This is a genomic window from Citrobacter sp. BDA59-3 (assembly GCF_015167655.1).
Lineage (GTDB): Bacteria > Pseudomonadota > Gammaproteobacteria > Enterobacterales > Enterobacteriaceae > Phytobacter > Phytobacter diazotrophicus.
The window spans coordinates 5,046,295-5,068,056 of record NZ_CP063427.1 but is presented as its reverse complement, the minus strand read 5'-3'; the positions used below and the strand labels follow the sequence as shown (position 1 = coordinate 5,068,056).

Sequence of the window (21,762 nt, the reverse complement as noted above, 5' to 3'; positions counted from 1 at the left end):
AATCATTAACTGGTCTATGTTTTAAGTATCCATAAATAAAGAAAAATTAACGTTTCTTTTTTTCCAGTTAATTATTTCACCGGTTGTACTTAAAGGAAAAGAATGACCCATACATCCTCGCAGAACCTGGGGGAACAATTCGAGCAATGCACAGGAATTATTCGTCAGGCATCGAAAGAAATATTAATGCTGCTTAATGTGCATTTTGACGAAGGGAAGGATCCTCGCTGGTTTCTTGAACAACTCGATATTGCACGTTTGAGCCTCGGCGGATGGGGCGCTGTCGCAAAACGGTTAAGGCTTAATGATGCGGAATTAACCCAGTTCACCTTACAGCTACGCCATTTGCAACAACTGGTGCCGTATTATGAAAAGGGGCAGAACGTTACGGAGAACCAGCTTATTGTCGCACTGCGTTTCGTGCGCACGCTGGAACATCTGCGGGCGAAGCAGCCATTGCTGACCTATGCGACAACCCTCAATGCAGACAAAGAAGGGCAGCAGCAGGGGTTAAAACAGTTACGGGCGCTGGAGTTGATGCTCAAATCGCTGGTAACAAATGCCTGGCCGGATGCGTTGCGGCTGAGTAACCACCTGAAAACGCGATTTGGCGCCGATTGCGTTCGGCGCTGGTTGAAAGTCGGCGATCGCAACGATGTACTCAGTGGTATGTTATTTAGCGAACTGGCGCTGTTATTAATTGATAAGAAAGAATTTAGCCAGCATTATGCCCGGCTTTTTAACGATTCACCGGTATTGAGTCTGTTTCTTGAGCCGCGCAAAACACTGCAAACCTTTCTGGACGATATTCGGCAAATACGCAGCGCTGTAGTCGCAGGGCAAGCGTTAACCTCGAACCAGTTGATGCTACTGGAGAACTATTACCCGCAGATTGCCGGGCCAGTGCAGCGGGCATGGGAAGACGGGCGCATACAGGTTAACCCCGCAAGCTTGCTGCGAGAGGCGGAAGATGATTTAGATACATTCTGGGAACAGGCACGCAAGAAAGATCGGGCGGCGGGAGGTGATGCTATGCAAATTCGCGATGGAATTGAAAGGCCGGAAAAACGCGCCGCGCGTACCCGCGAGGAGCGTGAACAGATGCTTTCCAAAGCGCTGTGGGGCGCAGTCGGCGTTGCGGTGCTGGTCATCGTGGCGGGAGCATTCTGGTTGTTCAGCGACTCATCAGTATCGGTACCGGTGTCAGGGCAGGGGCGGATTACGGTGCCTATCTCTCAGGATAAGGAAAAAGCGACGCCAAAAGAAGAGTTGACCAAAATGGGCATCCCCCGTGATGAGAGCAACTTCCGTTCCGCAATCGACCGCAATGATACCCGCGTCGTGTCGCTGTTTCTCCGTACGGGCATGAGCTGGAAACTGTCGTGGACCGAGCAGGCGATGGCGAACGATTACACGGATGTGCTGGAGATGTTGCTGCGTTATCGGCTACAGATGGAAGAAAACCGCCCATGCCGCCGGTTTATCGAAAACATGGGGCATGAGATGGCTTCCGGCACGAAGCTGACATCGCTGCGTAAGAACTACCTGCAGGCGTTCTGTACATCGGAACCCGTCGTGAGACGTCAGCGTTATGAAATGGAACAGGCGCAACTGCGATATGAGGCTGCGCCTGACGATAACACGAAGAAATGGGCGGATATTCAGTCGGCTATTTATGATGCTATCGACTGAATAAACGGGGAGCTACGGCTCCCCGTATAACCCGATGAGGCGACGAACCACACCGTTTGTCCAGCCAAAGCCATCCTGGAGCGGATATTCACCCCCACCCCCTTCGCGCGGCGTGCTGCTGGCGATATGGTATTTCTCAATCAGCTTGTGGTGACGCTGGTAGAAATGGTTAACGGTGCGCAGCCAGTTATGGGCGATTTCGTCACCCAACGCGTCGTTGCCGTACAGTTTGAAGCCCTGAATCGCCATCCACTGTAAGGGCGCCCAGCCGTTGGGTTTATCCCACTGTTCACCGGTTTCATACTCTGTCGCCAGAATACCGCCAGGCGTCATCAGACGCGTGCGCGTGGCCTCAGCCAGTTTATCTGCCTGCTCATGCGTAGCCATGCCGACATACAGCGGGACCAGGCTGGCAGCGGAAAAGAGCGCCATTTCGCCACGACGCCAGTCATAGTCGCGATAACAGCCTTTCTCCTCATCCCACAAGTAGCGATTGACCGCCGCCCGTCTGTCGCTGGCTTTAAGACGGAATTCCGCCTCCTGCTCCCGTTCACCTTTTAAGCCGGCAATATTGGCGATAGCGCTTTCCAGTTTGAACAGGAAGGCGTTCAGGTCGATGGGGATGAACTGGGTGGTGCGAATACTCGCCAGGCGATTGGCGTCTCGCAGCCAGCGTGACGAATAGTCCCAGCCGGAAGCCGCACCCGCACGGAGATCCCGGTAGACCTCGTTAGCCGGGCGAGAAGAGTGCTTCGCGGTTTCCACATCCTCCAGCCAGGATTCATCACGCGGCGTATCCCTGTCGTCCCAGTAACGGTTGAGCAGGGAGCCGTCAGGCATACGTACCGCGTGGCGATAGGCCTGGTTCGGTAGCAGCGACTCCGCGCCATCCATCCAGAAGTCATACTCCATCAGCAGATGGTCCAGGTAGCGCCGCGCGCCGCGCACGCCATCCTCTTCAAACAGTTCTACCATCAGGGCGAACACCGGCGGCTGCGAACGGCTGAGATAGTAGGTACGGTTGCCGTTCGGAATATGCCCGTAACGTTCAATCATCCACGCGAAGTTGTCCGCCATACATTTCAGCATGTCGTGGCGACCACTTTCCGCCAGCCCCAGCATGGTGAAATAGGAGTCCCAATAATAGGTTTCGCTAAATCGCCCACCGGGGACGATATAGGCCTGTGGCAAAGCAAGCAGTGATGACCATGGAATATGGTCCTGCGGCTCACGCGTCAGCACTGGCCAGAGCTGGTCGATATGCTCTTTGAGGGAGTTTTCCGGGTCGGAAACATATTCACTGCCATAGGTTTCCGGCATCCAGAAGTGCGCCTGAACAAACAGCCGCAGGTCAAAATCGGGTTTGCGCTTAATTTTGCGATAGCGAATTAAAATATCGAGCGGATCCATTTTCGGCGCACAGTCCGGGAATGTTTTGCTATCGGCAAAAATACGCGATGACTGCACGTGTTCAAACAGTTCAAGATAACGATCGGATGGGGTAAGGGCGTCCGAAGCAGGCAGCCCCTCGATCATTTCCGGTTCCGGCTCCGCGTCGATCATTTCAGCCAGTTTTAACTCGCAGGGATCGATTTCGTAGCGGGGTTCTTGTGCGATCCCAAATTCTACGGATTCAGCGCTGTGAAGTTTCTGGTTGAACATAATAATACTGGCCTCCGGAGGTCGTCGTAAGAGTTTACGGGTGTTTCCCGGCATATCTATAAGCTTAGACATTCGCTTCGATATTTGGGGTACAAAGCGTGCGCTAGATCACGTTTAGGCGCGGGTGGAGAAAGAGCGAAATCAATTAATTTTTATAATTTCAATCGCTTAATTGCCGCTCCTCCGAAAGCGAAACGACAGAATTCAGAACATTCAAAATGCAACAGGTTATGAATATTCAGGGCAATCCCTTTAGCCTGGTAACTTTCCCGCATTCACGCCAGTCAGTAACCGCAAAAAATTTAGCGTTCGTGGGTTATTTTCACTCTCTCGGGTGACGATCGCCATGCATAACTCTGCGTCATCTTCGGCAAGCGGGATAAATTTCACGCCCTTCGGCTTGAGCTGATCAATGGGTCTGGGTAAGACGGAAACCCCCACGCCTGCGCCGACAAGTCCAATATGCGTCAACACTTCCGCCGCCTCCTGGACGACATAGGGAGTGAAGCCCGATTTCTGGCACATACGTCTGACTTTATCCGGCACTGAGGCGCCGGCCGTGTCGGGGTAGAAGATAAAGGGCTCGTCTTTCACATCAGTAATGGTCAGGGTTTTACAGACGGCTTTGGGGTGATCATCGGGCAGTACGACGCAGAGCTGGTCGCGCCTGAGCACCCGGATATTCAGGCCATCGCGGGTGGTTCCTGGCGTGACGCGAATGTATCCCACGTCGATATCCTCATTGAGCAGAGCGGTGAATTGCTGCTGTGAGTACATCTCACTGAGCGTGACCCGAACCTCGGGGTAGTGACGGCGGAAAGCTTTGAGCGGCGCGCTGAGTTCATCGACCAGCAGCCCGGTGGTGGTAAACCCAATGCGTAACTCGCCGCTTTTACCCTGCGCGATGGCCTGTAGCTCGGTGGGAAGGTCGCTGCTGAGTCGCAGCATCTCTCTGGCTTTAATCACGAAATGCTCGCCCGCTTCTGTCAACGCGACTTTGCGCCGGGTGCGATTGAACAACAGAACGCCCAGCTCTTCTTCAAGGGCCTGAATTTGCTGTGATAATGGCGGCTGGCCGATGTTGAGCTTTTCTGCGGCACGGGTAAAGTGCAGCTCCTCAGCCACGGCCAGGAAATAACGAAGGTGACGGAATTCCATTTATATTTCCAGATATATAAATACATAAAGATTTATATATTGGACAGGTATACATCGCAACCTTACCATTGCTGCCAGATTATAAATAAAACACTATTTCACTCTTTAAAGGCTGCACCGCGCGTGCGGCCTGAGTACTGATACCAGGAAAAACTGATGAGTAGCGAGTTATTGGTATTAATACCCGTGGCGTTTATTGCTGGGATTATCAATGCGGCAGTGGGCGGCGGCGGGTTGATTACCATGCCGACGTTTTATTCCACGCTGCCCCATTTCACCCCTGCCGAAATAATGGGAATCGACAAGTGCTCCTCCGTGATGGGGCACCTGATGTCTATTAAGCAATTCACCGCGCGCCTGCGATTGCCGTGGACATTGATTTTGCCGACCGCAATAAGTGCGGTGATCGGCGCATACACGGGCATACGCTTGCTGGACTTTATGCCATCAGACTGGATGCGTCCGATAGTGATTGTGGTGCTGGCGATCATGCTGGCGTACACCTGGTTTAAACCGCAGTTTGGTCATAGTGATACCAGCCGGGAACCCACCCGAGGTGATTTGGCGAAGGGTGTGCTGTTAGGTTTTGCGATTGGCTTTTATGACGGTTTTATCGGCCCGGGTACCGGCAGTTTTCTGCTCTTTTTGTTTATCCGTTTTTTCCATTTTGATTTTTTACGTGCAACAGCCTGCGCAAAGGTAGTGAATTTCGGCACCAATTTTTCCACGCTGTTCTTTTTAATTCCTAATGGGCTTATTCATTACGATATTGCGATACCGTTAGGGATTTCCGCTATTTGTGGTTCGCTGGTGGGTGTGCGTGTTGCTCTGCGCGGCGGAAACCTGTGGATTCGCCGTCTTTTTCTGATTCTTGCCGCAACGCTGTTGATAAAGCTGCTATGGGAGACGTTGCATTAACGGTACATCAGGTTATCGAATGATCGGCTGATATCGTTGCGTGTTATCGTCTGTGTTTTCGCCATATTTGCGTGAGACGATAATGGAATTCGTGACGACGACCCTCGACAACTGCCTTGATATCCGCCATCCGGTTTTATGGCCGCACCTTCCGCGCGATGCATCACGGGTGGAGGGTGACGATGATGCGCTGCATTTTGGCGTGCTGCATAACGGTAAACTGGTGAGCTGCCTGTCGGTCTTTATGCTGGATGCCCCGGTTTGTCAGATTCGTAAGTTCGCCACGCTGGAAGCGTATCAGGGGCAGGGTTTTGGCGGTTTTTTATTGCAGTCTGTGCTGGAAAAGATGGCGGCAGCCGGGGTAAATGAAGTGTGTCTTGATGCACGTATCGGGGCCGTCAATTTCTATAAGAAGTTTGGTTTCCGTCCCGAAGGCGAGACGTTTTTTAAAAAGGGCGTCGAGTACGTGCGGATGGCGCGGGGTTAGGGACCGTTCGAGCAGGGAGAGGGGATCGATCATGCGGGCTGCGGGCTGGCTTTTCACCCTCTCCCTTTTAGGGAGAGGGCTGGGGTGAGGGTCTGTGGAATTAACGCGGAATCTGCTGCGTAATGCAGTGAATATTGCCACCGCCGAGCAGAATTTCACGAGCCGGAATGCCGGTAATCAGGAAATCCGGGAACATCTGACGGAACAGCACTTCGGCCTGCGCATCGGTGGCCGGGTCCAGCAGCGGGTAAATAATATGGTCGTTGCTAACCAGATAATTCACGTAGGAACCCGCCAGACGATTACCTTCGGTGCGCTCAATCGCCGTCCCTTTCTCAACGTCACAGGTTTCTTCTGCGCTGGCATACAGCGGCTGCGGTGATGGCACTTTCCAGACTTTCAGCTTGCGACCGCGCGCATCCGTGGTGTTTTCCAGGACGTTGAGTGCCGCAACGGAACGGGCGTACTGCGGATCGTTCTCGTCATCGGTCCAGTGCAACGCCACTTCGCCGGGGCGGACAAAACAGCACATGTTATCGATGTGACCGTCGGTCTCGTCGTTAAATACCCCTTCTGGCAGCCAGATAAAGGTCTCAGCGCCCAGATACTCACGCAACTGATGCTCAATCTCCGCCTGCGACAGGTGCGGGTTGCGGTTCGGGTTGAGCAGACACTCTGCGGTTGTCATCAGCGTTCCTTCACCATCCACATGAATGGAGCCGCCTTCCAGAATCAGGTCGGTGTTGTAGCACGGCATCTGGTGATACTGTGCCACCTGGCCTGCTACTTGCTGGTCTTTATCCCAGCTTTCATAGAGGCCGCCGAGTAGACCGCCCCACGCGTTAAACGTCCAGCTTACGGCACGAATCTCTCCCGCCGGGTTACGCACCACGGTTGGGCCGGTGTCGCGCATCCAGGCATCGTCGCTTTCCATCTCAACCAGCGTCACGCTGGCTGGCATGGTGCTGCGTGCTTTTTCCATTTCGGCACGCGGCACCGCCATAATAACAGGCGTCCTGCGGGAAATAGCCTCAGCCACGGCGGCGAACGCCTTTTGCGCTGGCGCACCGTTGGCGCGCCAGTTGTCAGTACGATAAGGCCAGCACATCCACACTGCCTGATGCGGTGCCCATTCTGCAGGCATGGCGAAGCCATCCTGGCGTGGAGTTGTCAGCACGGACATTATTTGCTCCTTTCGCTGCCGTCAGAGGTGGCGATGGTGCCGTACATGTTCGGGCGACGGTCGCGGAACAGGCCCCACGATGCGCGCTGTGCGGCAATCGCGTCCAGGTCGAAGGTGTGCACCAGCACGGCTTCGTCAGTTTTGTTGGCCTGCGCGACCAGTTCACCGGTCTGATCGGCGATGAACGATGAACCGTAGAAGGTCATTTCCAGACCTTCGATGTACTTGCTCGCTTCGGTACCGATACGGTTAGAGGCGATAACCGGCACCAGGTTTGCCGCCGCGTGACCCTGCTGAACACGCGTCCAGTGCGGCTGGCTGTCGATGTCCGGATAAGCGGGTTCAGAACCAATCGCCGTTGGGTAGAAAATGATTTCCGCGCCGTTCAGTGCCAGGCAGCGTGCGGTTTCCGGGAACCACTGATCCCAACAGATGCCCACGCCGATTTTCGCGTAGCGGGTATTCCACACTTTGAAGCCGGTGTCGCCTGGGATGAAGAACTGTTTTTCCTGATAAGCCGGGCCGTTCGGAATATGCGTTTTACGGTAGGTTTCCATCACGGTGCCATCGGCATCGATCATCACCAGCGAGTTGTAGTACGCGTTGTTGTGTTTTTCGAACAGGCTTAACGGCAGCACAACTTCCAGCTCTTTTGCCAGGGCAGAGAAATGTTTGATCAGCGGACTGGTGGCCACTTCTTGCGCCAGCGCATAGTGTTCCGGGCTCTGATCAATACAGAAATAGGGAGCAGCGAACAGCTCCTGAATCAGGATAACCTGCGCGCCTTTGCTGTGCGCGTCACGTACCAGACGCTCAGCGTTGGCAACGTTTTTTTCCAGTTCCCAGGTGCAGGCCATTTGAGTAGCGGCAACCGTTACATTTCTCATGAGCGTCTCCATAAAAGCAGATGTTGAAGTGTGCAGTTTATAAACACCAGGCGTGCTTACTTTACGTTGCAATGACTATAGCAATCTCCGGCGTTATGCATAAAATGTATTATTTGCATGAAATAATGAACAAGGTGCATAGTCGTGATGGATCTGAATTTGCTGCGCCTGGTGCCGATTCTGGCTAAAGAAAAAAACGTCACGCGGGCGGCGCGCAAAGCCAATATTACGCAATCGGCATTCAGCCATGCGCTCAATCGCCTGCGCGAGCAGCTTAATGATGAGATGTTTGTCCGTACCCGCAATGGTATGGAACCGACGCCTTATGCGGCGTCGATGATCCCGGTGATTGAAAATGCCCTGAGCAAACTGGAGGCGGCCACGCGGGGGAAAGGCAATTTCAACCCGGCCAAAGATCCGCACACCTTTTATATTGGCGCGGTGGATTACTTCGAGTTTATGTATATGCCTGCGTTAACGGCAAAATTTAAAGCCTCCGCGCCTAATGTCCGCCTGTCCGTTGATATCCTGTCTGAGACCATCAAGTTTGAGCGAGTAGAACGCGGGCAACTGGATGCGTTTATTGGCGTGGACAATCTGCAATACATCCCCCAGTATTTTAATAAACACCCGTTGATTTCCGATCATTATGTGGCGATTGCCTCGGCAGAGCGTACCGATCTGCCAGAACAACTGACCCTCAAACATCTGGTCACGGAAGCGCAAATCCATCTCCCGGCGGTGAGTTCCGGCGCGGACCATATTGATAGCTGGCTGCTGGGGCAGCATCTCTATCGCCCGTTAACAACGGTGGTTCAGAGTTATGCGGTAGGCGGCCGAGTGGCGGTGGCGTCGGGTTATTTGATGTGCGTGCCGTATCGCATTGCGAAAGAGCTTGCCACGATGATGCCGCTACGGATTATGCAATTACCTACTGGCGCCCCGTCTTATGACTTAATCCTGTTAACGCATCGCTTATTTGATTATCAATCGGCATTGCAGTGGCTGATCAGTGAATTAAAAATGGTTAGTTTTGATGTATAACCATATTTTTCAAATATGCTTAACCAAAAGCTTTAGATTTATCATTGCAAGCAATACATTCTAAATAATCAATGATTCATACAATGAATAATTAATGTAACTGCCAAGTGTTTTCTGATTTCAATAACTACTGACTTGACGACTGGAATGGCGCGGTATAAGTTATGAAAATTAAATTTTATTAGTTGCATTAGTTTTATGAGAATGAAACAACATAACTATCATGAATGATTCAAAGTAATTATGTTGCCAGTGACATTAATTCATATACAAGGACGATATTGTTATGATTCAGGGGACGATTAAGTTTAAAAGTGCGCTGCTCATATTGTTTTTATCCCAAAGTGCTATGGCATTTAACTTTAATCAATCAAGTGCAACAGCTTATATGAATGCTTCAAGCTTCCCTAATACATTGGGAGATATTACTTCTCTAGCAAGTGGAGCAGCGTCGGTCACCGCGAATGGCTGGCCAAATCCTATTTCAAAAGACCATGTTAAAATTGAATCAGTTACATTAGATTCAGCACTAATTGATCGTGAATTTACGATTGAAGTTAAAGTCGCTAATTCAAGTTGGATGTCCAACACTGCGGCGATAAATAAATGCGTCTGGGTGGATGGGAGTTGCTCTACGAATGGTTCAACATCCACAGCAGTGAATAATAGGGCAACCCAGCCGGTGTTTATTAGACTAAAGAGAAATACCCTTAACTCTTATGATGCAATCCCGAATGGTGCGAATATTGCAACTGTAAAATTACAACAATATGGTGGAGGCGGTTCAGTAAGGGGGGCCGCTGCTTATCTCTATTTTAAATTTGATGGTGCTGTCACTCCCGTCGTCCCTACCTGCGATGTTAAAAACTTTGATAACAACGTTACCCTACCAAAAGTTAAACGTACTGATTTAGTGAGCCATGGTTCCGGGCGTTACACCGGGGCGACCAAAGAATTTAATATCAATCTCGCCTGCGAAAATACCCCAAAAGTGAACGTCACATTTAGTGGCGATAAGATGTCTGGCGTTGCCAGTGAAGATGTTCTGGTGAATAAATTAAGCGGAAACGACAATGTCGGTGTGCAAATACTTTATGGCAGCAATCCGTTAAAAATTGGCGAGAAAGTGGCTGTTCTCAGCGCCGCCGGGAGCAATGAACTACTGAAATTTAACGCTTACTATTACTACAAGGGCGGTACCGTACAGGGCGGCACCATTAAATCCCAGAGCGAGTTCACCTTTACCTACGAGTAGTTCTGCAATATACCCGGATGGCATCAGCGAATGCCTGTGTCATCGCTCTGTAGCCCCGGCAAGCTGGCGCCGCCGGGGAGTCGAATCAGGCACTCTGCGCCAGCAGTTCCTGCTGTGGCGCCGCACGATTGAAGGCCTGATGTACAAAGCGGCGCAGCAATTCTGTGGCCTCTGGCGAGGGCAGCACGCCTGCTAATAGCGCCAGCGGGTCAAAACCTTCTTCGACAAGCACAGTTTCACGCTGGCGAATCATGTCCGAAGCGATTTCTGGAGTGAATTCGGGGTGAAACTGCGTCGACATGGCGTTCGGCCCATAACGCACAATTTGATGTAGGTCGTGTGAAGAGGACGCCAGCGCCAGAGCCCCTTCCGGCAGACGGGAGACGGTCTGCATATGGGTCAGATGCGCCGGAAATTCACGCGGCAGGGTACTCAGCAGCACATCATTACTGGCATGAGAGTGAAGTTGAATCGCCTGGCTGCCAACCTCACGCCCCTGCGGATGCCACTCCACTTCGCCGCCCAACGCATGCGCCATTAACTGATGGCCGTAGCAGACGCCAAACAGCGACATGTCAATCGACATAGCTTCGCGAATCCAACCGGCGGCGGCTTCGCTCCAGGGGAGACGGTCTGTGACCATTGCCCATGAACCGGTAATCACTGCCACGCGACTGGCATCCGGCGGCGGAAGGGCCTCGCCTTCAAACACCCGGATTACTTCTGTTTTCTCAAGAGGATGCTGAATGGCACGACAAAACCAGGAGGGGATATCGCCGTGGACTTCACGAATAGACTCTGAGGGAAAACCAACTTGCAGGATAATTAACGGACGGTCTGTCATTACAACCACTCTCTTCCTCTGCTGAACATTTGTTCAACTATGCGCCGAAAAAGGCGGCCTGTGAAGGGCTTAGCGGGAAGAGGAGTGTAAAGGCGAAGCGGCAAACGGCGCGCTTTACAGGTCCGTGCCGACCCTATTCGTTTGTTTTGGTGGTGAAATAATAAACACGGTATGGCATATGCTTTTTTTGTCTATTTTTAGCTTTTTTACGCTCACGCAGGCGATCGTACCAGGCGCTGTTGACAGGTATGTCATCAGATGGTTGTATTATACAACTATCTATTTGAAGGGCCATAAATATGCCGAACGCCAGTCTGGTAAACGAGATCCGTGTTGCCTCCCGTCTTATGGTCCGTGAACTGGGGTTTATGAGTACTACCCTCGCTGCCACAGACTATTCTCCCTCAGCGGTTCATACCTTGTTAGAAATTGACAACCAGGGGGCCATGACCGCCGCGCAACTGGTCCAGATGTTGGGGCTGGAGAAATCCAGCGTAAGCCGAATGCTTGGCAAGCTCGTCCGCGCGGGGGAACTTCAGGAAGTTCCGTCCAAAGAAGATGCGCGCTTTAAACAACTGCAACTCACCGCCAGGGGAAAAGAGAGCGTCGCGCGCATCAACCAGTACGGCAGCATGCGAGTGATAGCGGCGCTTACGCATCTCACTCCTTCCCGGCAAAAAGCTGTTGCCGCTGGCCTTTCAGCTTATGCTCATGCGCTGGCGGCCTGCCGGAACGGTGAAGCGCCGTTGCACAAAGATGAGATTGAGATTGTTGCTGGCTATCGTCCCGGCATGATTGGCCGAATCAGCGAAATGCATGCCAGCTACTACTCCCGCCATTATGGCTTCGGGTACTTTTTTGAAAGCAAAGTGGCGGCCGGGCTGGCTGACTTCGCCGGGCGTCTGGATGTTGCGTGCAATCGTATCTGGCTTGCCGTTCATCATGAAAGGGTTGTGGGATCGCTCGCGATTGATGGGCAGGATCTCGGTAATAACGAGGCGCATCTTCGCTGGTTCATTCTTGATGATGATTGCCGTGGCGGCGGCGTGGGTCGTCGGTTGCTGACAAAGGCGATGAATTTCTGCGACAGCCAGGGCTTCGCGTCTGTGCAACTGTGGACTTTTAGCGGGCTTGATGCGGCGCGGCGACTCTACGAATCCTTTGGCTTCCGGCTAACAAAAGAGTGGCTAGGGGAACAGTGGGGCAATGAGATGCTGGAACAGCAGTTTACGCGCAAACGCATATGAGATTTGCGTAGCGTTAATAGAGTGATGGATAAATTGCCCCTCCCGATACGCAGACGTTTATTATCCAGGCGTTTTCAACCTGGCGGCTGTTTTACGAATGCTGTCCGCAATGTACTGCCGGGAAATATTTCATCCGCTCACCTGAAAATATTGTCCCGGCGCAGAGTTTTTGACAGGGGAACAATATTTAAATGGGAATGGTATTCGTTTCGGGTAGAGCTGCGCTTATTTCATTTAAGGGTATTGCCTGACGAAATATAAGGGTACTCGACGAGATTAAAATGCTTTTATATCTGTCCCGATGTGCCGCTAACAATACTTCGCTATTGAGAGTGGTACCGGATTGACAGGCCGCCCGGTCGTGAAAAAAACGCGCGCAAAAACGCTGTATAAACAGGCGATGTGAGCAACATGTAGTTGTCTCTCTTCTTGCCAGAACCGCACAGAGGCATGGCCTTGCCGTTGCGGGGCCCTGACTGGTTAAAAAGCGTCCGAACGCGCATATTGCTACCCATACTCTTCTGTTTCATGAGAATGTTCGCATATTAATGAAAATCATATTGATATCATCGAAGTATGTTCATTCTCCGGAAATTATTCATTACGAAGGTATTATCTTTTATAGAAACAAGGCATGGCACTTAAAAAATGTGAACGGCAGAGCGTTTTTTCTAAAACGTCATTTTGTCCTTTGGAATGCGCTTTTATATGAAACCGTAGCACGATTTAGATTAAAGAATTTCAAATAAATGTCGTTATAACCCCTAATTCAACCAGATCGAGTGCTGCCATTATGACATGGAAAAATACCCAGGGCCGAATAGGCCTGTTGCTTATAAGCTTTTTCGTTATCTTATTGATAGTTACCTATATTGTTATCAATCAATTCGTTTCTCCACAGATTATTGAAACTGAAACCAAAAATATTCAGGCAACGGTTGAATTACAAAGTAATGCCATAAAAGAGCAGATGAACCGCGTTAAGGCTCAGCAACGCTCCATCACTGAACTGGTTGTCGGACTGCAAAGTGAGCAAATCGACGAATTATTACCGCGTCTGGTAAACCAGTACGGCGATTTAAACGTCTTCGGCGGTGGGATTTGGCCTCTGCCTGGTCAACGTGATCCGGCGCGGGACAAATTCAGCACATTTTATGCCCGCGACGGGGGCGGCAATTTGCAGGTCAACACTGTCTGGAACCAACCTGAGTCGGCAAAATACTGGGAACAACCCTGGTATAAAGACGGTATGAATGCGCCAAAAGGCGAGTGTGCGTGGGCGAAAGCCTATCAGGATGCGGCCAGCCCGCAGCCGCGTACTAACTGTGCAATGGCGATCTGGAAAGACGGTAAAGCCTGGGGTGTGGCGACTATCGACGTGACGCTGGGCTTCTTTAACCAGCTTGCTGTTGACATGGGAAAAGCGGTAAACGGCAGCGTATTGATTGTAGAAGCGGACGGCAAAATCGTCGGTAACGGCTCTTCCGTACAGGATAAACCCGCGCTGTCAAATGTCCGCGATCTGGGTATTCCGGCGGCAGCGCCGTTAGTTAGCCTGTTAGGCCAGGGTAAAACAACAGAAGTGCGTGGCAGCTATGACGGTGAAGATGGGGCGCATTCCCTGTTCGTTCTGCCGATCAGCGGCAGCCCGTGGTTTATGGCGGTCGACATTCCGAGCAGCCACCTGGTAAGTATGTCTGACGCTATTATGACCAAGCTGACCATCGTACAGGCGATTATTGGCATACTTATCGTCCTTATCATGATGATCATCGTGCGCAATATTTTCCATAATGTGACGCTGCTCAATCGTAATATTGAAGCGCTGTCCAGCGGCGGTGCGGATTTAACGCAACGTCTTGCGCAAAGTAAGAGCCCGGAATTTAACGCCATTATCAACAACTTCAATAAGTTCATTTCGTTCCTTAATGAGTTGATGCAGCAGGTAGGGAGTAGCTCGATGGCGATCTCTTCGGCTTCGCGCCAGATTGCCAGCGGCAACCTGAACCTCTCCTCGCGCACCGAAGATCAATCGGCCTCGATTGTGGAAACAGCGGCATCAATGGAAGAGCTGACCAGTACCGTGCGCCTCAACGCAGAGAACGCTCTGCAGGCGAACAAGCTGGCGGAAGAGGCCTCGGCGGCGGCTAAACAAGGGGCCAATGTAGTTAACAAAGTCGTCTCCACGATGAATAACATCAATGCGTCCTCCTCTAAAGTGGTGGAAATCATCAGTGTGATTGATGGCATCGCCTTCCAGACCAACATCCTGGCGCTTAACGCCGCGGTGGAAGCGGCAAGGGCGGGTGAGCATGGCCGTGGTTTCGCCGTGGTCGCTGGCGAAGTTCGTTCACTGGCGCAGCGCAGTGCCCGCTCGGCTCAGGAGATCAAGAAATTGATTGAAGAGTCGGTGAGCAGCATTGAGCAGGGCAGCGGGCTGGTCCGTCAGGCGGGTACGACGATGGACGGCCTGATGGAAAAAGTGGAAGGTGTGGGCGTGCTGATCTCAGAAATCAGCTCTTCCAGCGATGAACAAAGTCGCGGTATTGCCCAGATCAATATCGCTATCAACCAGCTCGATAGCGCCACGCAGCAGAATGCGGCGCTGGTCGAAGAGGTGGCGGCGGCTGCGCAGTCGATGGAAGAACAAACCGTACAACTCGAAAACGTCGTCGGCAGCTTCAAGCTCTGACAGACAACATAGCCGACTCTGCGGAGTCGGCTTTCTTCTCTCTGGCGTCCGCCACTTACCCTTTCCGTCAATGCCCGCTTTGTATTCCCCTTGTCGCAAAAAGCCATTCGCACTACTGTATTTTTACTAAACAGAGGACACCCCATGCCGAACTGGTTTGCAAGCGGCGGCGCCGATTACGCCCGCTATCGCCCGGAATATCCCGCAGTCTTGCTGGATTACCTGCTTTCGATAACGCCGGAACATCACCATGCGCTGGATGTCGGTTGCGGTACGGGCCAGTTGACTACGTTACTGGCCTCAGCCTTCGATAAGGTGACGGGGATTGATCCCAGCCAGACGCAAATCGACAACGCGACACCTCATGCCCGCATTACGTATCTGCAAGGCCCGGCGGAGCAGCTTGCGCAGACGCTACGCGATATCAACCTGATTACTGTCGCCCAGGCGGCGCACTGGTTTGATTTACCGGCCTTTTACCGGGAAATCCGGCGGGTTGCGGTACCGAACGCGGTGATTGCGATTATCAGCTACGGCGTGCTCAACCCTGACGAGACCCTCCGGGCGCGCGTTCGTCAATTCTACTATGACGACATTGGTCCCTACTGGCCCCCGGAAAGGCAGTTGGTGGATAACGGTTATGCGGACATCGCCTTCCCGTTTACGGAAATTCCCGTCCCGGAAATGTCGATTCGTTTGCACTGGGATCTCGACGCCTTGATGGGTTATCTCTCCACCTGGTCTGCGGTGAAGCGCGCGCGTGACGCCGGGCAGGAGGGGCTGTTAACCCGCTTTTACGACGACGTACGCGACCTCTGGGGCGACCCGGTACAAACGCGGACCTTTACATGGCCGATTAACATCAGAGCCGGGAAAATAGGGTAATTTTCCGGCGCGGGAATTCGGGTAGATGGCGGACTGAGAGTGTCATGTCAGGCGGTGCGACTGTTATTACTGCTTGTCACTGTATCGCTTAGCTCTCGCCTTTTGCTGGTGGATAAAATCCTCAAGGGAGCGGTCGTGCCGTTCGGCAAACTGTTTCCCGGTTAAGGTCACGGCCTGGCAGCGATCTAGGCGGAAACAGCGATAATCCTGACGCAACGTGCACCAGGCCACCAGTACCCATACTTCTCCCCAGAACGACAGGCCCAGCGGATGAACCGCCCGCTCAGAACCTTCACCCTGCTCGTTCTCATAACGGATCCAGACCTCATCGCGCTGGCGCATGGCCTGATGGAAAACATCAAACCAGCGCCGCGTCTGTGGGTACTTGCCAAAGTCCGGGGTCAGGATGCGGTTTCGTTCGGCCAGGATGCGCCGGTCTGTCGGCAGTACCGCCAGCAGCTTTTCCTGTGCCGAACCCGCCGCTTTAGCCAGTGTGCCGCCGCTCCAGGTTTGTAGCATGCCAATCGCGGCAATCAGCGCTTCCACTTCCATACCGGTGAACATCAGCGGGGGAATATCAAACCCCGGCATCAGGCGATAGCCGCTCCCTGCCTCGCCCTGAATGGGCACACCGGAGAGCGACAGATCGCGAATGTCCCGATAGACGGTACGCTCCGATACCTCCAGTCTCTCCGCCAGCAGAGCGGCCGTGACCCGACGACGTGTACGCAGGATCTGGACTATCTGGAACAGACGATCGGCACGGCGGCTCATGGCAAATTTCCTGTCAGTGGTCGGTTAATGTTGTCAGGCTGGTTGATGCAGCCCGACTTTATTCCCTTCACTGTCAATAATAAGCGCAATGGTGCCAATATCATCCGGTAAAATTTCAGGCCCGAAGCAGCAGGTGCCGCCTTTTTCCGCCACTTTTTTGAGGGACGCGGCGATGTCTGCGGTGTAGAGATAGACCACGGTGCCGTTTGCGGAAGGTTGTAACGCCTCCGATTTTACCAGCGCCCCGCCGATTGCAGGCTCCTGATAATGAAAGACCGCCATCGACATACCGGCGACATGCTCCTGACGAAATTGCGCGTCGATGCAATGTTCATAAAACGCGGTTGCCCGTTGCAGGTCCTGAACCGGAATCTCAAACCAGTTGATAACGTTGCTCATTTTTTTGCCCTCGTTGTGTTTTCGACAACGAGATAATGGCACCCCCCTCCTGACAGCATAGTGTCAGGAGTGATCGGCGGGGGAGAGAAATTCCCGGAGGCGGTGCTGCGGGGATTGTAAAGGGGAACGGAACCCGCCTACTGAGCCGCATATTCCCCTCACCCCAACCCTCTCCCCGGGGGAGAGGGAGAAAACCGGTCGTAGCCCGGGTAAGGCGTCAGCCGCCACCCGGGGGAGGGGCTTACCGCATGGTGACAAACTCTTCTGCCGCCGTTGGGTGAATCGCCACCGTATTGTCGAAGTCCTTCTTGGTGGCACCCATTTTCAGGGCGACCGCGAAGCCTTGCAGAATTTCATCCATCCCGAAACCGATGCCGTGGATACCGACGATTTTCTCTTCCGGGCCAACGCAGACTAACTTCATGCGGCACGGCTGGCGGTGAGAGGTCACGGCGGTATACATCGCGGTAAACGACGATTTATACACTTTGACTTCACTATCGCCATACTGCTCGCGCGCCTGCGGTTCGGTTAAACCAACGGTGCCGATCGGCGGATGGCTGAACACCACGGTCGGAATATTGCTGTAATCCAGATGCTCGTCCGGCTTGTTATTAAACAGGCGTTCAGACAGACGACGGCCTGCGGCCACGGCGACAGGGGTCAGCTCAACTGCACCCGTGTTATCGCCGACAGCGTAAATACCCGGCACGGAGGTATTCTGAAATTTATCCACCACGATGAAACCTTTCTCGTCGGTTTTTACCCCGGTGACGTCCAGATTGAAGGTGTCGTTCGCCGGTTCACGACCAATCGCCCAAATCAGGCAATCCACCGTCTGGCTGCGCCCATCGTCCAGCACCAGCGTCAGGCTGCCGTCGGCGTTTTTCACCACGGCTTTGGGGACTGCCTGGGTATGTAGCGTCGGGCCTTCGGCGGCCATCACTTCAACCAGCGTTTCACTGATCATCGGATCGAAACTGCGCAGCGGAGAGTGCTTACGCACGAACAGATGCGCTTCTGCGCCCAGCCCGTTAATCACCCCGGCCAGTTCAACGGCGATATAACCAGCACCGACCACCGCCACGCGTTTAGGCAGCGCGGGCAGGGCAAAGAAACCGTCGGAGTCGATACCGTATTCCGCACCCGGAATTTTCGGGTGGCTCGGGCGACCACCGGTTGCGATCAGGATGTGATCGGCGGTGATCGTCTCGCCATTGACCTCGACAGTCTTCGCATCGACAAAGCGGGCGAAACCACGAATCACATCGACATTGTTTTTACCCAGCACGTTGTCATACGAGGTGTGGATACGGTCAATGTAGGCCGTGCGGCTGGCGACCAGTTTGTTCCAGTCGAAATGATTGACGGTGGTGTCGAAGCCGTAGTCCGGCCCGTACAGATCAATAGCCTCGCGGATTTGCGCCGCGTGCCACATCACTTTTTTGGGAACACAACCCACATTCACGCAGGTGCCGCCAAGCTCTTTGGCTTCAATCAGCGCGCACTTCTGGCCGTACATGGCGGCGCGGTTAATCGAGGCAATGCCACCGCTGCCACCGCCAATGGCGATATAGTCGTAATGTTTGCTCATGGTTAATTCCTTAGAGCCTATCCAATTAGGCTATTTTATTGGCCATTTTGGACCTGGGCAGTGCTCACAATCCTCACGTACTGCGTGTACGCTCCGGTTGTTCCGCGCTGTCCGTGTCCAAACTCGCTGCAACAATGTACGCCTACTGGGTAGGCTCTTAATCCTGAACGAGATCGAAAGTGTCGCGATTGTAACGCGCAGCCAGCAAGGTTCCTTCGATTGCTGCGATTACTCGGGAACAATCCAGTTAACGAGGGTGTGGCCTGTCCCGGCGGGCACCAGTTTACTGTGCAGCCACGGCAGCACGTTATTCATCTGTGCTTCTAATTTCCACGGCGGGTTAACCACGATCATACCGGAGGCGGTCATCCCACGCTGGTCGCTGTCCGGGCGCACCGCCAGTTCAATCTGCAGAATTTTACGAATGCCCGTTGCTTCCAGGTCATGCACCATACGTTTGATTTGCTGGCGCAGCACCACCGGATACCACAGAGCATAGGTACCGGTTGCAAAGCGCTTGTAGCCTTCGCTAATGCCGGATACCACCGCCTGATAATCGGTTTTTATTTCATACGGCGGGTCTATCAGTACCAGGCCGCGACGGGAAACTGGCGGCAGTTTGGCTTTCAATTGCTGGTAGCCATCGGCACGCTCAACGCGGGCACGTTCGTCTTTCTGGAACTCCTGACGCAGCAGTGGATAGTCACTCGGATGCAACTCGGTCAGGAACAGGCTGTCCTGCTCGCGCAACAACTGACGGGCAATCAGCGGCGAGCCAGGATAGTAGCGCAGCGTCTCGTTACGGTTGAAGTGGCGCAGCACGCTCATGTACGGCTCCAGTTCAGCCGGAATATCGTCTTGCTGCCAGATGCGGCCAATCCCTTCCAGATACTCCCCGGTGCGTTCGGCATGTTCGCCGGACAGTTGATAGCGGCCCGCGCCCGCGTGGGTATCGAGATAGAGAAACGGTTTCTCTTTTTCTTTGAGCGCTTCAATGATCAGGCTCTGAACGGTGTGTTTGAGAACGTCGGCGTGGTTGCCTGCGTGGAAGCTGTGGCGATAACTGAGCATGGAGATAGAAATTCCAGAATATGAACGAGATTAGCCACAGTTTACCGTAGATTGCGCGGGAATGTCGTTGAACCCTGCGGTTGTTTCAGGCAGTCGTAAAACGTTTCAAAATTTATCCCTGTCACAAAAGCGTCAACTTACAGGGCTAGCGTCGAGCGCAGGCAAGGTAATCGTTTGAATAAAAGGATAAAAAATGAAAATCCGTTTAACGCTGTTAACTGTCTCGCTGCTGCTTGCTCATCAGGCGATGGCGAAAGATGTGCCGCTCTCTATTGCGCACGACATTGCCAATACCACCACGCCGGCCTCGGAAAGCCAGGCGTTTGATAGCCTGGAAAACCAGTCTCTGGCCGCGCTGCGTGCTGCGTTAAAAGGGGACGGTGCAAAGGTAGAGCGTGAGCACCTGGAAAAAGCGTCGCAAAGTGCAAAACAGGCCGACACCGCCTGGTTGAAAGCCAGCGGCTATGATTTCAAAGTAAAAGATAACCAGCAAGCCGGCATTGAATTGCTCTCCTCGTTCAACAAGCTGCCTGCTCCTGTACTGGATGCCAACCTGAAAACCGTTGAGACGATTAATCTCGATGCCACGCAGGGGCTGCGTCATCAGGCGCTGGCGGACGCAGAAGGTATCAGCTACTTGTACTTCCTGTCCGACGCGCTCGGCCCGCGTCTGGGTAAAGCGTTTCTTGACGCCTATGACAAGGGAGAGCTGGGCAAAGCGGCTGCGCTCATTAAAGCCAGCGAAGTCAGCACCGGCGCGGCGAAGAAGCACTTCGACTACAAGCGTCCGTTCCTTATTCAGGACAACACCATTCACCAGGTCCCGGATGATGTGGTGGTGAAAGACAACAAACCGTACTCCGCCGATGGCGGTTCCTTCCCAAGCGGCCATACCAATACCGGCTATACCGATGCGCTGTTGATGGCTGAGATGATCCCGGAACGCTTTGATTCATTGGTGGAGCGCGGTGCCCGCTATGGTTACTCACGCATTGTGCTTGGTGTGCACTATCCGCTGGATGTGATGGGCTCAAGAATGGTGGCCCAGCGTAACGTGGCGCATTACCTCAACGATCCGGCGTACCGCAAGCTGTTCAACGAAGCGCGCGATCAGCTGCGTACGGCGCTGGAGAAAGAGTGCGGTGCGTCGCTTGCGGAGTGTGCGAAAACGGCGGGGAAAGACGATCCGTACCGCGATCCGGCGATGAAAGAATTTTACCGCTTCACCATGACTTATGACCTGCCGCAGCAAAAAGGGAAAACGCAACCGGTGAAAGTACCGGAAGGGGCGGAAGTGCTGCTGGAGGCGGCGCTGCCAAACCTGTCGGCGACAGCGCGGCGCGAGTTGATGGTGAAAACCGCGCTGCCAGACGGTTACCCGCTCTCTGGCGAAACTGCCGATCAGAACTTCTGGCAGCGCCTGAATCTGCCTGCGGCTTATGCCATGGCGCATAAAGCGAAGTAAATTTTGACAACGGTGCGGGCGTTGCCTGCGCCGTGATATTCACAGACTCAGCGCGTTCAGTTTACGCACGCTGGCGGCAGGGTTAGCGCGTTTAACCGCCTCCAGGAAATCGGCAAAGTCGGTGTTAAACAGGGTGTAGTTATGGCGGAATCTTGCCTGTTTCATCTGCCCGTCAGTCATGTAAGTCACTATCCAGAAAGAACGATTATTCACTTTAATATTGTCGCGCTCGATCTTTGTTATCGCGCTCAGTGGAACAGATTTTTTCACATCAAGCTGAACTTCATAGAAATACCCTTCATCGAAATAATAATCCGTGGGTAATAGCTGCCCCCCTTTGCCAGGCCGAAAGGTTTTGGTGGTAATGGATATCTTTCGCAACCCATGATTTGCTTGTATGTCGTTTTTTCGATGTCGCCATTTTGGAAACACAAATACCAGCCCGATAAGCGCCAGTAGCGGCAGTATTGTCATAATGAAATTCAACATGCGGTCTCCTTTTCGC

At 53.0% G+C, this 21,762-nt stretch carries 19 protein-coding genes; 9 read left to right on the top strand and 10 right to left on the bottom strand.

From position 1 onward, the window contains the following. The first annotated feature begins 102 nt into the window (after window positions 1-102). Window positions 103-1,692 (top strand): STY4199 family HEPN domain-containing protein, encoded by a 1,590-nt coding sequence (locus IP582_RS23935; protein WP_193794612.1) that lies wholly within the window; start codon window positions 103-105, stop codon window positions 1,690-1,692. Between the two features lie 12 nt (window positions 1,693-1,704). Here the strand turns inward: IP582_RS23935 and IP582_RS23930 are convergent, their stop codons facing one another. Both IP582_RS23930 and IP582_RS23925 read right to left on the bottom strand, forming a co-directional pair. After that, window positions 1,705-3,354 (bottom strand): alpha,alpha-trehalase, encoded by a 1,650-nt coding sequence (locus IP582_RS23930; RefSeq protein WP_039080235.1) that lies wholly within the window; start codon window positions 3,352-3,354, stop codon window positions 1,705-1,707. Window positions 3,355-3,606: 252 nt separating this feature from the next. Further along, window positions 3,607-4,512, bottom strand: a complete 906-nt coding sequence (locus IP582_RS23925) for a LysR substrate-binding domain-containing protein (protein ID WP_193794611.1) — start codon at window positions 4,510-4,512, stop codon at window positions 3,607-3,609. Between the two features lie 156 nt (window positions 4,513-4,668). Between IP582_RS23925 and IP582_RS23920 the strand changes: the two genes are divergently transcribed. Together IP582_RS23920 and IP582_RS23915 are read left to right on the top strand one after the other, a co-directional pair. Further along, window positions 4,669-5,430, top strand: a complete 762-nt coding sequence (locus tag IP582_RS23920; protein WP_193794610.1) for a sulfite exporter TauE/SafE family protein — start codon at window positions 4,669-4,671, stop codon at window positions 5,428-5,430. Window positions 5,431-5,512: 82 nt separating this feature from the next. Continuing rightward, on the top strand, window positions 5,513-5,917 hold the full coding sequence (locus tag IP582_RS23915; protein ID WP_193794609.1) for a GNAT family N-acetyltransferase: 405 nt from the start codon (window positions 5,513-5,515) through the stop codon (window positions 5,915-5,917). Between the two features lie 100 nt (window positions 5,918-6,017). Here the strand turns inward: IP582_RS23915 and aguA are convergent, their stop codons facing one another. Continuing rightward, window positions 6,018-7,100, bottom strand: coding sequence for an agmatine deiminase (gene aguA, locus IP582_RS23910; RefSeq protein WP_193794608.1), 1,083 nt, complete (start codon window positions 7,098-7,100; stop codon window positions 6,018-6,020). Beyond that, window positions 7,100-7,987, bottom strand: coding sequence for an N-carbamoylputrescine amidase (aguB, locus tag IP582_RS23905; protein ID WP_090083804.1), 888 nt, complete (start codon window positions 7,985-7,987; stop codon window positions 7,100-7,102). Before aguB ends, aguA begins: the two co-directional genes overlap by 1 nt. Before the next feature lie 147 nt (window positions 7,988-8,134). On the opposite strand from aguB, the gene IP582_RS23900 reads away from it, so the two are divergent. Then, complete coding sequence (locus IP582_RS23900; RefSeq protein WP_228008007.1) at window positions 8,135-9,031, top strand: LysR family transcriptional regulator; 897 nt, start codon at window positions 8,135-8,137, stop codon at window positions 9,029-9,031. Between the two features lie 286 nt (window positions 9,032-9,317). Next, on the top strand, window positions 9,318-10,286 hold the full coding sequence (locus tag IP582_RS23895) for a fimbrial protein (RefSeq protein ID WP_193794606.1): 969 nt from the start codon (window positions 9,318-9,320) through the stop codon (window positions 10,284-10,286). 85 nt (window positions 10,287-10,371) lie between these two features. Here IP582_RS23895 and IP582_RS23890 read toward each other — a convergent pair whose 3' ends face one another. Continuing rightward, window positions 10,372-11,130, bottom strand: a complete 759-nt coding sequence (locus tag IP582_RS23890) for a glutamine amidotransferase (protein WP_193796339.1) — start codon at window positions 11,128-11,130, stop codon at window positions 10,372-10,374. A gap of 299 nt (window positions 11,131-11,429) precedes the next feature. Between IP582_RS23890 and IP582_RS23885 the strand changes: the two genes are divergently transcribed. The 3 genes from IP582_RS23885 to IP582_RS23875 all read left to right on the top strand — a co-directional run bounded on the left by IP582_RS23885 (window position 11,430) and on the right by IP582_RS23875 (window position 15,954). Further along, window positions 11,430-12,377, top strand: coding sequence for a bifunctional helix-turn-helix transcriptional regulator/GNAT family N-acetyltransferase (locus IP582_RS23885; RefSeq protein ID WP_193794605.1), 948 nt, complete (start codon window positions 11,430-11,432; stop codon window positions 12,375-12,377). Between the two features lie 793 nt (window positions 12,378-13,170). Next, the gene (locus tag IP582_RS23880; RefSeq protein WP_193794604.1) at window positions 13,171-15,069 is read left to right on the top strand and encodes a methyl-accepting chemotaxis protein; all 1,899 of its coding nucleotides are present in this window, start codon (window positions 13,171-13,173) and stop codon (window positions 15,067-15,069) included. A 144-nt stretch (window positions 15,070-15,213) separates the two neighbouring features. Continuing rightward, window positions 15,214-15,954 carry a class I SAM-dependent methyltransferase gene (locus IP582_RS23875; RefSeq protein WP_193794603.1) on the top strand — a complete coding sequence of 247 codons (741 nt, stop codon included), beginning with the start codon at window positions 15,214-15,216 and terminating at the stop codon, window positions 15,952-15,954. A gap of 66 nt (window positions 15,955-16,020) precedes the next feature. Here the strand turns inward: IP582_RS23875 and IP582_RS23870 are convergent, their stop codons facing one another. From IP582_RS23870 to IP582_RS23855, 4 genes are all read right to left on the bottom strand, one after another. Further along, window positions 16,021-16,728 (bottom strand): YafY family protein, encoded by a 708-nt coding sequence (locus IP582_RS23870; RefSeq protein WP_193794602.1) that lies wholly within the window; start codon window positions 16,726-16,728, stop codon window positions 16,021-16,023. 33 nt (window positions 16,729-16,761) lie between these two features. Beyond that, window positions 16,762-17,127: a VOC family protein gene (locus IP582_RS23865; RefSeq protein WP_039080253.1), complete on the bottom strand. Its 366-nt coding sequence runs from the start codon at window positions 17,125-17,127 to the stop codon at window positions 16,762-16,764. A 241-nt stretch (window positions 17,128-17,368) separates the two neighbouring features. After that, window positions 17,369-18,721, bottom strand: coding sequence for a glutathione-disulfide reductase (gorA, locus tag IP582_RS23860; RefSeq protein ID WP_193794601.1), 1,353 nt, complete (start codon window positions 18,719-18,721; stop codon window positions 17,369-17,371). Window positions 18,722-18,949: 228 nt separating this feature from the next. Further along, window positions 18,950-19,792, bottom strand: a complete 843-nt coding sequence (locus tag IP582_RS23855; protein ID WP_041851280.1) for a 23S rRNA (adenine(2030)-N(6))-methyltransferase RlmJ — start codon at window positions 19,790-19,792, stop codon at window positions 18,950-18,952. 193 nt (window positions 19,793-19,985) lie between these two features. On the opposite strand from IP582_RS23855, the gene IP582_RS23850 reads away from it, so the two are divergent. Then, window positions 19,986-21,257, top strand: coding sequence for a phosphatase PAP2 family protein (locus tag IP582_RS23850; RefSeq protein ID WP_193794600.1), 1,272 nt, complete (start codon window positions 19,986-19,988; stop codon window positions 21,255-21,257). A gap of 39 nt (window positions 21,258-21,296) precedes the next feature. On the opposite strand, the gene IP582_RS23845 is transcribed toward IP582_RS23850, so the two are convergent. Continuing rightward, window positions 21,297-21,746, bottom strand: coding sequence for a hypothetical protein (locus IP582_RS23845; RefSeq protein WP_193794599.1), 450 nt, complete (start codon window positions 21,744-21,746; stop codon window positions 21,297-21,299). Between the last annotated feature and the right edge of the window lie 16 nt (window positions 21,747-21,762).